We start from the raw sequence: 12,014 nt of genomic DNA on the forward strand, positions 1-12,014 counted from the left end.
CCTTCGGCCTGAAATACATGGCCGGGAGTGGCGAAAGATACGCCTTGCGCCTGTCCCTCAAAAGCCCTTAAGGGACAAACTGCGGTACTTGCCGCAAACCTTTTATGCAACAAAGCTACCCCATTTAATTGTTTTGAATCAGCCTCTGAATTGCCTGCTTTGCCGCTATTCCACGTTTTTATTCAGGATTATGGTGCCTCCTGTTAACCACAAGGAGACTTACCATGAGCCAGCAGGGATTTACGTTGATTGAATTGATGATCGTTATTGCCATTGTCGCCATATTGAGTGCGATTGGCCTGCCCGCATACCAGAACTACCTGCAGAAGGCTGCACTGACAGACATGCTGCAAACGGCTATGCCGTATAAAACCGGTGTTGAGCTATGTGCGATTGAGCACGGCGGCATTACCGGCTGTGATGCTGGCAGTCAGGGTGTACCTTCAACGCGAACTTCGCGCTACGTTTCTGCGATAACGATAAGCGCAGGCATTATCTCGCTCACCGGTCAGGAAAGCCTGAAAGGGTTGAACGTGACATTAACACCACAGTGGGACAGCAGCGACGGCTATCTCAGCTGGCAACGTAGCTGCACCAGCGACAGCAGTGGATTAAAGGAAGCCTGTGAGGACCTGTTCCGCTTTGAACAGGAGCAGAAACAATGATTAGCGCCAGCCAGCGTGCCGTTGAAGCCATCTGCGAGCGCTATCAGGCCGCAATCGTTGAGTTCAGTCACCAGCGCCTGCACATTGCGCTGTCCGGTACGCCACCGCACGAGATGATGACGGAACTGCGTTTTCTCACACCTGGCGTAATCGACGTGGAATGCTGGCCGCAGGCACGGCTCGAGCAATATTTACACCGTAATCAGGGACCCCAGGAAGGGGCAGAGCGCACTGATGAGGCAGGCGCTGGCGCAGTAGACAGAGTTAACCAACTGCTGAGTATGGCACTGCAAAAACGCGCTTCCGATGTGCATATTGAACCCCAGGAGCACGGTCTGCGGATCAGGATAAGGGTGGACGGCGTTTTACAGCAGGCAATGGTTCTCAGTGAGGGCAGCGCGCCGCTAATCGCCCGGCTTAAAATACTTGCCAGTCTGGATATCGCTGAACGGCGAGTCCCGCAGGATGGCCAGTTTTCGCTGGTGCTTGCCGATAAAACCGAGTCTTTCCGGTTATCGACCCTGCCCACGCGCTGCGGAGAAAAAGCAGTAATACGACTACTGCAAAGTGATGAACAGGCAATATCACTGGAAAAACTCGGCATGCCTGCGACGTTGCTAAAACACTACCGTAGCGCGCTCTCTAAACCACAGGGGTTAATTTTGGTGACCGGCCCTACCGGCAGCGGCAAGACGTTTACGCTTTACAGCGGCCTGAGCTGGCTTAATGCACCCAGCCGCAATCTGTGCAGCGTAGAGGACCCCGTAGAGATCCCGCTTGCGGGAGTCAATCAGACCCAGATCCACACGCGTTCCGGGCTGAGTTTCAATCTTGTGCTGAGGGCGCTGCTTCGCCAGGACCCGGACGTGATTATGCTGGGGGAAATCCGCGACGCTGAAACGGCTGAAATAGCCGTCAAAGCCGCGCAAACCGGGCATCTGGTGCTCTCTACCCTGCACACTAACTCCACTACGGAAACGCTGGTTCGCATGGGGCAGATGGGTGTTCCGGGTTATATGCTGGCCTCCGCACTCAAACTGATCGTTGCGCAGCGCCTGGTGAGGAAGCTCTGTTCGCACTGCCGCGAGCCAGCGGAAGCACTGGCGCATTTTCCCAGCGATATCTGGCCGGGAACGGTGCAGAACTGGCGAGCCGTTGGGTGTGAACGCTGCTTTTCAGGATATTACGGTCGGCTGGCGCTGTTTGAGATGCTGCCCGTTTTTCCATCACTGCAAAATGCCCTTGCGCAGAATGCCAGCCCGGAAGCACTGGCAAAGTTAGCTCTCCAACAGGGTATGGAACCTTTATTCGTCGGCGGGCTGCACTGCGTAAATAGAGGAGAGACAACACTCGAAGAGTTGACGCGAGTGACCGGAGGACCGGGATGAGCAGGCGCTATTTATTTCGCTGGCAGGCGATCGACGATAATGGTGCCATTCACAGCGGCTGCGGCTTTGCGCCAGATTCTGCCAGGGTCGTTGATGAAATCGTCGGTATGAAACAGCTACCGTTAAAAATTTCCCGCGGTCGCCGTTACCGTGCTGGTGACTGGCGATGGCAACATAAAATCGCCTTCATCCGTCAACTTGCAACGCTGTTAAAGGCGGGAATGCCACTGGTCAGTGGGCTTCAGCTGCTCGCTGAAGGCCATCCCGATTCAGGCTGGCGGGCACTCCTGCTACACCTGCAGGAGAAGATAACGCACGGCGAGCCATTTTCATCAGCACTACGGGAGTGGCCAGAAGTGTTCTCGCCACTCTATCCTGCGCTGATTCATATCGGTGAACTCACAGGCGAGCTGGATGAATGCTGCCTGCGTCTTGCACAGCAGCAGGAACGGCAGCAGCTGTTGCAGCAAAAAGTGAAGAAAGCGCTGCGCTATCCGCTATTTATTCTGGCCGTCGCGCTACTGGTGAGCATCGGCATGCTGATTTTTGTACTGCCGGAATTTGTAGCGATCTATCAGACTTTTGATGCGCCACTGCCTGCCTTTACCGCGGCGGTGATTGCCTTTTCAGAATGGTTACAGCATCAGGCACCGCTGCTGATAGTGCCGGTCATCGCTGCCGGCATGTTCTATCGCAGGCAGCGTAAAAACATCCCGAACTGGCAAAGAGTTGAACAAAGGCTTCTGCTGAAGACTCCGTTATTATCACCGCTTTATCGGGGCAGCCAACTCAGCCAGATTTACACGACCCTGGCGCTGACTCAGCACGCGGGTCTGAATTTATTGCAAAGCCTACAGGCGGTGGAGAAAACGATCAGTGCATTACTCTGGCAGGAAGCAATCGTTAAGCTTCAGCAGCATATTGCCGCAGGTAATCCTTTGCACCAGGCGCTGAAACCACACAGTCTGTTTACGCCTCTGTGCTACCAGCTTATCAAGGTGGGTGAAGAGTCTGGATCGCTGGATGCGATGCTGACCCGACTTGCCAGCTGGCATGAGGCCGAGACACACCAGTTCGCCGATACGCTTGCGGCAGCACTGGAACCGATGATGATGGTGGTGATTGGTATTATCGTAGGAACGTTGGTGGTGGCAATGTATCTGCCGGTATTTCGCCTTGGGGATGCGCTGGGCTGAACCTCCCTTTTCAAGCAACGCAGGGAGGTTCAACGACGACCGCTAGCGGTTAAAAACGCGGTTTTCCTGCTCGGCAACGCGAATAAACGTTGTGCGTTTGGTCAGCTCTTTCAGTCGTTCCGCACCAACGTAGGTGCAAGCCGAGCGTAAGCCACCAAGTATGTCACGGGCAGTCAGTTCAACCGGACCACGCAGCGGCAGTTTAACGGTTTTACCTTCTGCTGCACGATACTGCGCTACGCCGCCGACGTGGCGTTTCATCGCAGACTCAGAACTCATGCCGTAAAACAGCATAAACTGCTCGCCGTTCTCTTCAATGATTTCGCCCTCGCACTCATCGTGAGCGGCAAGCATCCCGCCCAGCATGACGAAGTCCGCGCCACCGCCAAAAGCTTTAGCAACATCGCCCGGTACGGAACAGCCACCATCGCTGACGATCTGTCCGCCCAGGCCGTGTGCGGCATCGGCGCACTCAATAACGGCGGAAAGCTGCGGATAACCGACGCCGGTTTTTACCCGCGTAGTACAAACTGAACCCGGCCCGATGCCAACCTTTACAATATCGGCACCGGAAAGGATAAGTTCTTCCACCATTTCACCGGTTACCACATTTCCGGCACAGATCGTTTTGCCAGGGCAGGCTTCTCGCGCCCGTTTAAGAAACGTAACAAAATGCTCTGAATAGCCGTTGGCAACATCAATACAGATGAAGTTCAAATGCGGTGAAAGTGCGAGGATCTGCTGCAGCTTGGTGAAGTCGTCGGCGGAGGTCCCGGTCGATACCATCACGTGTTGAAGTACCGACTGCGGCACTCTGGCGATAAACTGCTTCCACTGCTCAACGCTGTAGTGCTTATGTACCGCGGTCAGAATATCGAAAGAAGCCAGCGCCTCCGCCATGCTGAAGGTACCAACGGTATCCATATTGGCGGCGATAATCGGTACACCTGACCAGGCAATACCCGAATGCTTGAAGGTAAACTGACGTTCCAGTTCCACCTGAGAACGGCTTTGTAGCGTTGAACGCTTAGGCCGAATGAGGACATCTTTGAAGCCTAACTTGATATCTTCTTCAATACGCATAACGATTTTCCTGGTTTATGGCGTTGATTCAGAAACGTCCCCTTTCCAGGGAGATATCCGATCACAGGCTGAATGCCAGTTCCAGTGACGTTATCATACGCGCTAAAAACGCGCCGACAAGACTGCGAAACATGAAATATTTACGCTACAATCCGATAAATTTACCTGTAAATATCTCTTGTGATCTGTGCCTCATATTTGCCGTCTTCCGCATTGTAAAAACCCGGTTACGTTGCAGATGTACCGTTGCAAGGGAGCGAGAATCAATCTATGCCTTACACCGTAGCGCTGACCGGCGGGATCGGCAGCGGAAAAAGTACCGTGGCCAATGCCTTTGCGCAGTTGGGCATTGACGTTATTGATGCCGATATCATTGCCCGTCAGGTGGTCGAGCCCGGTCAACCGGCGCTGTTGGCCTTGCAGGAAAGGTTTGGTGACAATGTTCTGTTGCCAACCGGCGGCCTGAACCGATCGGCGTTACGCCATATCATTTTTAATTCTGGCGTAGAGAAAAACTGGGTTAACAATTTGTTACACCCTCTTATCCACGCAGAGACACAACGACAGTTAGCATTAGCACGTTCTGCATGGTGTTTGTGGGTTGTCCCGCTACTGGTAGAAAATGGACTACAACGCCTGGCTGACCGGGTTTTGGTTGTTGATGTGGATCGAGAAACCCAACTGATCCGCACCACGGCTCGCGACAATATCAGTCGTGAACAGGCTGAAAACATTTTGGCCGCCCAGGCATCACGCGATGAGCGCCTGGCTGTGGCTGATGACATTATTGATAACAGCGCGTCGCCGGAAGAGGTGATAGCGCATGTTGCCGTACTTAACCAGCGCTACATCGCACTGGCTGCGGCAAAAGATCGGGATTAACAGCATGAGCACAACGGTTCTTTTTGAATACCCACTGAATGAAAAAATGCGCACCTGGCTACGCATTGAGTTCTTACTCAAGCAGCTATCCGCAAGCCAGAATATTGTTGACCATCTTGGCGCACTGACTTTTTTTCGCAATGCGGCAGAACTGCTGGACGTTTTTGAACGCGGCGAGCTAAGAACCGAAATTTTAAAAGAACTGGAACGGCAGCAGCAGAAGTTGCGTTCATGGGCTGAACTGCCCGGTGTGGATATCACCTTAGTCAATGCCCTGAGCAGCGACCTCAGAAAGCGCAACGATGCGCTGATGGCTGCACCGCGGATGGGACAGACTCTACGTGAAGATCGGATGATCGGTCTGGTCCGTCAGCGTTTAAGCATTCCCGGTGGATGCTGTAGTTTTGATCTCCCGACGTTGCACATCTGGCTGCACGTTGAACAATCGGTGCGCGATCGCCAGGTCAGTAAGTGGCTCGGTTCGCTGGAACCGATTCGAGCTGCACTCACCACCATTCTTGACCTGATTCGCCAGGCAGGGATCTTCCGCAATCACACCAGCCTGAATGGTTTTTTTCAGGACAATGCCGAAAACTCCGATCTGCTGCGTTTACAGTTAAAGCTTGAGGATTCGCTATATCCCCAAGTTTCCGGCCATAAGAGCCGTTATGCCATTCGCTTCCTGCCGCTGGACAGTGAAAATGGTGAAGTCCCTGCCCGTCTCGATTTCGAGCTGGCCTGTTGTTAAGGTTATAAAAAATGAGTGACGTAACGATGGTTGATTGCCCCACCTGCGGTAAACAGGTGATCTGGGATCAACAAAGCACATGGCGCCCTTTCTGCAGCAAGCGCTGTCAGCTGATTGATTTAGGCGAATGGGCTGCTGAAGAGAAATATATCCCCAGCCATAGCGATCGAAACGATAGCGATGACTGGAGTGAGCAGCAAGACGAATTCCGATAACGGCTAGTTTAATGTTATAGCTCGTCGAATATTACCTGGCGTTTTACGCGCTGGCTTTCAGACGAGCAATAACTTCAGCATTAGCTGGTGGAAATTCTTCAGCCACCAGTTCACTTTGAGCCACCCAACGCTGTGGTTGACCTTCCCGCCCATAGGGTTCACCCAGCCATTCTTCCACAATAAAGAAATCGATTGTCACGTGCCGATCGTCAAATTGATGTTCAATTGTCATAAAGGGGAGAAAACTAATCGCGTCAATTCCGACTTCTTCATTCAGCTCACGTTTTAATGCCTGTTCAGCCGTTTCACCAGCCTCCAACTTCCCGCCAGCAAACTCCCATTTATTTGCCATATGAGAATCAGCCGAACGCTGAGTCAAAAAAATACGCTGCTGTGCATCACGTATAATCCCCACAGCAATGTGCAGATACTTCATAATTATCACTCTGATAGAAAAACCTGTTAAACATTAGCATTTACCCTGGTGCATCCGCAACACTCTTCTCATGATTTCAGTGTATGTTCCCTGTAGAGAATTCAGTCAAAGCCAGGAAGCCCCGACGTCATTAAAAGATGAATAAAAAGCATATGAAAATGTATTAAACCACCATGGAAAAATGAAAGTCATTATGAAAAAAGATAAAAAAACCAATAATATTGTTTTTAATTTATTATTAAAGAACATCAGAAAACCACAATTAATCACTTTAAAAACAATAAGATAAACACATTATTTTATTATTAATCACGTCTTAATAAATCCACCCCCTTGCAAGCAATAACACTTAAAATTAGCATTATCGGCATTGAAAACATCAACGCATAAGGATTACATCATGTTTAGCACTGAAGAATGTATTGAAATACTTAATCACGATACGCTGGAGTTATCTGAAGGCGTAATCGTTAACTGTAACACTAATACACTGGAAATAGTTTCACGCCAGCTCATCATTGATTTAAATGAAGCACAAAAACGTTTACTCGTGTGTCTGATAAAGAAAGTCTACACTAAACGAGACATTATCAATATCGTTTGGTACGAAAACCACCAGCGAATTAGTGACAACAATTACCATCAACTGACATTCCAAATCAGGGCTTTGTTACATCGTAATAGCTTGCCCGCTAATTTACTGATTACCGTACCGTATTACGGTTTGAAATTAAATGAGAATCAGTGGAAAACGCTGGCAAAAGCACCTGTTGAAGAATTTACATCAGTGAAGCAGGAAGCAAGCGCAATAAATTCAGATTCTGACATGGGTATTGAGAATACGGTAATAAATACACCTAATACACAGCACAACAATGTTGCACTATCAGAGCAGTTAATGCGCTCACCGTATTTTTCACAATCATCAATTACACAGAATGCTTTTATCCTGTGTATGTTTGTGGCTCTGATCGTATTTATCTAACAACATGAATGTAAAAACGAAGAGAAGCTGCGATCGGGTTTCCATAGCCGCAATAAAGCCGCCATTTATGCTGTACCTGACGGATAAATGGCGATAGCTTCACTCAACCACTGCAGTAACGCAGTAACGCAGTAACGCAGTAACGCAGTAACGCAGTAACGCAGTAACGCAGTAACGCAGTAACAGGCTTATCGCCCCGGATAAAAGGTAAAAGGAGTTACCTGATGAATAATTCCGCTCTGTTCTTTTTCGCTGCGCTGCTGGGGATCTGCTTTGGCAGTCTGCTCAATGTGGTGGTTTATCGCCTGCCGCACATGATCAAGCATCAGGAGGACGGCTATAATCTGTGGCTGCCACGATCTCATTGCCCGCTATGTGCACATCAGCTTAGCTGCTTTGACACTATCCCTCTTTTTAGCTGGCTGATCCTACGGGGACGTTGCCGCTACTGTTCGCATGCCATATCGTGCCGTTATCCGCTGGTCGAATTAAGCTGCATGCTGTTATGGATGATGATGGCCGCACTGTTGCCGCCAGGAGGAACGCTGATCGCCTCATGGATACTTGTCTGGCTACTGTTGGCACTGACCCTGATCGATATTGAACATCAGCTGTTGCCCGATTTACTGACGCTTCCGCTGTTATGGCTGGGTATGCTGTTTCAGCTCCTCCACTGTCTGCCGCATATTTCATTACAGCAGAGTGTAATCGGCGCACTGGTCGGCTATCTGGTGCTGTGGCTGCTTGCGTATGGATATCGCCTGATGCGGGGGAAAGAGGCACTGGGACTGGGAGATGCCAAGCTGCTGGCAGCCTTAGGTGCCTGGTTGGGCTGGCAGGCCTTACCGCTGCTGTTACTACTAGCATCACTCAGCAGCATTATCTGGCTTTGTGCCAGCCGTCTGATTTACCGGCGCTCGTTATCAGCCCCCTTTCCCTTCGGGCCAGGACTCGCCGCTGCGGGGCTCATTCTGTTTATTTCCAGAAACGTGGCATAAGGATCATTCTCCGACCTTCGCTCCCTCTTTACTTATTCTTTCTTACTTTTCCTTCAGACAAAAAAAGGCCGGGTAATCACCCGGCCCTGTTTCAGCGTTTAGCTGGCTGGCAAATTACGCCAGACGGCCGTGACACTGTTTATATTTTTTACCTGAACCACACGGGCAGAGGTCGTTACGGCCCACTTTACGCTCACCGGTCTGCGCAGCGAGTTCCTGAGCGGCTTCAGTTTCATCATCGACATGGCTGAGATGCTGCTGCTGAGCCAGGCGTTCAGCTTCCTGACGGCGCTGTTCTTCCATCTGCTCAACTTCTTCCGGCATACGTACCTGAACCTTGCTCAGCGTGCTGATAACTTCATACTTCAGCGACTCCAGCATCGCGGCAAACATGGCAAAGGATTCACGCTTGTACTCCTGCTTCGGATCCTTCTGCGCATAACCACGCAGATGGATGCCCTGACGCAGGTAGTCCATAGCGGCCAGGTGCTCTTTCCACAGTGAGTCCAGCGTTTGCAGCATCACGCCTTTTTCGAAGTTGCGCATCATTTCAGCGCCAACGATTTCTTCTTTACGCTGATACTGCTCTTTCGCCTGGTCCATAATACGATCGCGCAGCGTTTCTTCATGCAGATCTGGTTCTTTATCCAGCCATTCGCTAATCGGCAGATCGAGGTCGAAATCAGCTTTCAGACGCTCCTGCAGGCCAGGAATATCCCACATCTCTTCCAACGACTGCGGTGGAATGTAGCTGTCGAGGGTGGCTTTAAAGACATCTTCGCGAATACTGATAATAGTTTCTGACACATCGGAAACATCCAGCAGTTCGTTACGCTGGGTGTAGATAGCACGGCGCTGGTCGTTAGCTACGTCATCATATTCAAGCAGCTGCTTACGAATATCGAAGTTGCGGCTTTCCACTTTGCGCTGCGCGTTGGCAATTGCTTTGGTCACCCATGGGTGCTCAATCGCTTCGCCCGGCTTCATCCCCAGTTTACGCATCATATTGGAAACGCGGTCAGAGGCGAAAATACGCATCAGAGCATCTTCCATCGACAGATAGAAACGGGATGAACCGTTGTCACCCTGACGACCAGAACGACCGCGCAGCTGGTTATCAATACGGCGAGATTCATGGCGCTCGGTACCGATAATATGCAAACCACCGGAAGCCAGTACCGCATCATGACGGATCTGCCAGGCGCTCTTAATCGCGTCGATCTGTTCCTGAGTTGGCTCCACGAGCTCGGCAACTTCGGCCTGCCAGCTGCCGCCCAGCACAATGTCTGTACCACGACCGGCCATGTTGGTGGCGATAGTTACCGCACCCGGTTGACCGGCCTGCGCCACGATATCCGCTTCACGGGCGTGGAACTTGGCGTTCAGAACTTCGTGCTTGATGCCCGCGCGGGTCAGCTCGTTGGAAACTACTTCTGATTTTTCAATCGAGATAGTACCGACCAGCACCGGCTGACCATTAGCGGTACGTTCGCGGATGTCCTCAATGATCGCATCAATTTTCTCTTTCTCGGTCATGTAGACCAGGTCAGGAAGATCTTTACGCACCATTGGGCGGTTGGTTGGTACAACAATGGTATCTAGCTTGTAGATCGAGCTGAATTCAAACGCTTCGGTATCCGCAGTACCGGTCATACCGGCCAGCTTGTTATAAAGGCGGAAGTAGTTCTGGAAAGTGATCGAAGCCAGCGTCTGGTTTTCGTTCTGAATATCCACGCCTTCTTTGGCTTCTACCGCCTGATGCAGGCCGTCAGACCAGCGACGCCCCTGCATGGTACGGCCGGTGTGTTCATCAACGATGATCACCTCACCGTCTTTTACGATGTAGTCAACGTCGCGGGTGAACAGCACATGGGCACGCAGCGCAGCGGTCACATGGTGCATCATCATAATGTTGCCCGGTGAGTAAAGGGACTCGCCTTCTTCCATAATGCCTTCGCTGACCATCAGCCCTTCAATCGTCACCAGCCCACGCTCGGTCAGGTGAACCTGACGCGCTTTTTCATCAACAGAGAAATGACCTTCGCCCTGGAATGAGTCGGAGTCTTCTTTCTCCTGACGGATCAGGTGAGGAATGATTTTGTTAACCTTGATGTACAGTTCTGAGCTGTCTTCCGCAGGACCGGAGATAATCAGCGGTGTACGCGCTTCATCGATCAGGATTGAGTCCACCTCATCCACCAGCGCATAGTTCAACTTACGCTGTACGCGCTCTTCCGGGCTGAACGCCATGTTGTCACGCAGGTAGTCAAAACCGTATTCGTTGTTGGTACCGTAGGTGATATCCGCAGCATAGGCGGCACGCTTGGCTGGTGCAGGCATACCCGGCAGGTTGATACCGATACTCAGCCCAAGGAATTCGAACAGCCCACGGTTGTTTTCGGCGTCACGCTGAGCCAGGTAGTCGTTGACGGTTACCACGTGAACCCCTTTGCCGCTCAGGGCATTGAGGTAGGCCGGCAGGGTTGCCGTCAGGGTTTTACCCTCACCGGTACGCATCTCGGCGATGCAGCGATCGTTCAGTACCATACCGCCCAGCAGCTGGACGTCGAAGTGGCGCATACCGAACACGCGACGGCTGGCTTCACGTACGGTAGCGAAGGCTTCCGGGATCAGGTTTTCCAGCACTTCACCTTTTTCCAGGCGGGCACGGAACTCGCCGGTTTTCGCTTTCAGCTCTTCATCGGTTAGCTTCTGGAAATCCGGTTCCATTTTACCAATCTGCTCAACGACTTTGCGCATGCGACGCAGGGTGCGGTCATTGCTGCTACCAAAAACTTTAGTCAGTAATTTTGTAAACATAATAAGTAATTTCTCTCAGCCACGGCTTTTTGCCGCGGTCATACTGTTTGATTATTAACGATTTTTATATGAATTTAGCTGAGAAGAGAGGGTCCGGCACGAATACCGCGAACCTGGGCCAGCCACAGGCCGATATGATGAGACGGAAGAACAGCCACTTCACGCGGATCGGTACGGCGAATAATGACCGGAGGCCGGGCCTCATGTGTCAGTAGCGCGTTAAGTGTATCCAGCAGAGCCAGCTTTTGCGCCTGCAACGGCTGAGCTTCTTCAGCAGCCGGAACGACAGAAGGCGTAAGGGCAAACGACAGGTGGCGGATGACCGTACGAATCGCATGTTGATGCCAGTAGTCTACGCTAAATGAAGGGCGGCGAACGCTTTCCTGTAACAGCGCCAGGCTGTCAAAACGCGCAGCGCTGCCGATATTCAGGCTTCTGGAAGAGGTTTCTGCTAAGGTAGTGCGGTCATGCGCTGACGCCTGAGGCAGGCCGAGACTCGCCGCGACCATCCCCAACAGGAGATGCGGCCAGAAATAGCGTCTGCCAAATTGTCGCCAACGATTTAGAATACCGATCACTGTGTTCCGCCGGAGCTAAC

General features: G+C 51.5%; 12 protein-coding genes. 8 read left to right on the forward strand and 4 right to left on the reverse strand.

Annotated features, from left to right (window positions below; translation table 11 throughout):
- Positions 1-224: 224 nt before the first annotated feature.
- From ppdD to hofC, 3 genes are read left to right on the forward strand one after another with little or no spacing between them, the layout of a single operon-like run.
- Positions 225-665, forward strand: coding sequence for a prepilin peptidase-dependent pilin (gene ppdD / locus OMR58_RS13920; protein ID WP_200563445.1), 441 nt, complete (start codon positions 225-227; stop codon positions 663-665).
- A complete protein-coding gene (gspE, locus tag OMR58_RS13925) occupies positions 662-2,053 on the forward strand; it encodes a type II secretion system protein GspE (protein WP_200563447.1) in 1,392 nt (463 codons plus the stop codon). Before ppdD ends, gspE begins: the two co-directional genes overlap by 4 nt.
- On the forward strand, positions 2,050-3,249 hold the full coding sequence (gene hofC / locus OMR58_RS13930; protein WP_264546225.1) for a protein transport protein HofC: 1,200 nt from the start codon (positions 2,050-2,052) through the stop codon (positions 3,247-3,249). The genes gspE and hofC overlap by 4 nt, the downstream gene beginning before the upstream one ends.
- Before the next feature lie 42 nt (positions 3,250-3,291).
- On the opposite strand, the gene OMR58_RS13935 is transcribed toward hofC, so the two are convergent.
- Positions 3,292-4,332 carry a GMP reductase gene (locus tag OMR58_RS13935; protein WP_264546226.1) on the reverse strand — a complete coding sequence of 347 codons (1,041 nt, stop codon included), beginning with the start codon at positions 4,330-4,332 and terminating at the stop codon, positions 3,292-3,294.
- A 270-nt stretch (positions 4,333-4,602) separates the two neighbouring features.
- On the opposite strand from OMR58_RS13935, the gene coaE reads away from it, so the two are divergent.
- Genes coaE through yacG form a run of 3 tightly spaced genes read left to right on the forward strand, consistent with a single transcriptional unit; the run spans position 4,603 to position 6,177 of the window.
- Positions 4,603-5,214 carry a dephospho-CoA kinase gene (gene coaE, locus OMR58_RS13940; protein ID WP_264546227.1) on the forward strand — a complete coding sequence of 204 codons (612 nt, stop codon included), beginning with the start codon at positions 4,603-4,605 and terminating at the stop codon, positions 5,212-5,214.
- Positions 5,215-5,218: 4 nt separating this feature from the next.
- Positions 5,219-5,962 carry a cell division protein ZapD gene (zapD, locus tag OMR58_RS13945; protein WP_264546228.1) on the forward strand — a complete coding sequence of 248 codons (744 nt, stop codon included), beginning with the start codon at positions 5,219-5,221 and terminating at the stop codon, positions 5,960-5,962.
- A gap of 11 nt (positions 5,963-5,973) precedes the next feature.
- Positions 5,974-6,177, forward strand: a complete 204-nt coding sequence (gene yacG / locus OMR58_RS13950) for a DNA gyrase inhibitor YacG (protein ID WP_200545192.1) — start codon at positions 5,974-5,976, stop codon at positions 6,175-6,177.
- 43 nt (positions 6,178-6,220) lie between these two features.
- Here the strand turns inward: yacG and mutT are convergent, their stop codons facing one another.
- On the reverse strand, positions 6,221-6,613 hold the full coding sequence (mutT, locus tag OMR58_RS13955) for an 8-oxo-dGTP diphosphatase MutT (protein ID WP_264546229.1): 393 nt from the start codon (positions 6,611-6,613) through the stop codon (positions 6,221-6,223).
- Between the two features lie 400 nt (positions 6,614-7,013).
- Between mutT and OMR58_RS13960 the strand changes: the two genes are divergently transcribed.
- Together OMR58_RS13960 and OMR58_RS13965 are read left to right on the forward strand one after the other, a co-directional pair.
- Positions 7,014-7,598, forward strand: a complete 585-nt coding sequence (locus OMR58_RS13960) for a winged helix-turn-helix domain-containing protein (protein ID WP_264546230.1) — start codon at positions 7,014-7,016, stop codon at positions 7,596-7,598.
- 221 nt (positions 7,599-7,819) lie between these two features.
- Complete coding sequence (locus tag OMR58_RS13965) at positions 7,820-8,596, forward strand: prepilin peptidase (protein ID WP_444861319.1); 777 nt, start codon at positions 7,820-7,822, stop codon at positions 8,594-8,596.
- Between the two features lie 114 nt (positions 8,597-8,710).
- On the opposite strand, the gene secA is transcribed toward OMR58_RS13965, so the two are convergent.
- Together secA and secM are read right to left on the reverse strand one after the other, a co-directional pair.
- On the reverse strand, positions 8,711-11,416 hold the full coding sequence (gene secA / locus OMR58_RS13970) for a preprotein translocase subunit SecA (RefSeq protein ID WP_264546232.1): 2,706 nt from the start codon (positions 11,414-11,416) through the stop codon (positions 8,711-8,713).
- Positions 11,417-11,490: 74 nt separating this feature from the next.
- Positions 11,491-11,994 carry a secA translation cis-regulator SecM gene (secM, locus tag OMR58_RS13975; RefSeq protein ID WP_200563462.1) on the reverse strand — a complete coding sequence of 168 codons (504 nt, stop codon included), beginning with the start codon at positions 11,992-11,994 and terminating at the stop codon, positions 11,491-11,493.
- Between the last annotated feature and the right edge of the window lie 20 nt (positions 11,995-12,014).

It is taken from the genome of Erwinia sp. INIA01 (assembly GCF_025947915.1).
Classification (GTDB): domain Bacteria; phylum Pseudomonadota; class Gammaproteobacteria; order Enterobacterales; family Enterobacteriaceae; genus Erwinia; species Erwinia coffeiphila.

What these genes read in the sequence shown, in the direction of transcription:
- zapD (WP_264546228.1), top strand. Translation starts at nt 5,219, where the DNA reads ATGAGCACAACGGTTCTTTTTGAATACCCACTGAATGAAAAAATGCGC.
- mutT (WP_264546229.1), bottom strand. Translation starts at nt 6,613, where the DNA reads ATGAAGTATCTGCACATTGCTGTGGGGATTATACGTGATGCACAGCAG.
- OMR58_RS13960 (WP_264546230.1), top strand. Translation starts at nt 7,014, where the DNA reads ATGTTTAGCACTGAAGAATGTATTGAAATACTTAATCACGATACGCTG.
- gspE (WP_200563447.1), top strand. Translation starts at nt 662, where the DNA reads ATGATTAGCGCCAGCCAGCGTGCCGTTGAAGCCATCTGCGAGCGCTAT.
- coaE (WP_264546227.1), top strand. Translation starts at nt 4,603, where the DNA reads ATGCCTTACACCGTAGCGCTGACCGGCGGGATCGGCAGCGGAAAAAGT.
- OMR58_RS13935 (WP_264546226.1), bottom strand. Translation starts at nt 4,332, where the DNA reads ATGCGTATTGAAGAAGATATCAAGTTAGGCTTCAAAGATGTCCTCATT.
- ppdD (WP_200563445.1), top strand. Translation starts at nt 225, where the DNA reads ATGAGCCAGCAGGGATTTACGTTGATTGAATTGATGATCGTTATTGCC.
- yacG (WP_200545192.1), top strand. Translation starts at nt 5,974, where the DNA reads ATGAGTGACGTAACGATGGTTGATTGCCCCACCTGCGGTAAACAGGTG.
- secA (WP_264546232.1), bottom strand. Translation starts at nt 11,416, where the DNA reads ATGTTTACAAAATTACTGACTAAAGTTTTTGGTAGCAGCAATGACCGC.
- hofC (WP_264546225.1), top strand. Translation starts at nt 2,050, where the DNA reads ATGAGCAGGCGCTATTTATTTCGCTGGCAGGCGATCGACGATAATGGT.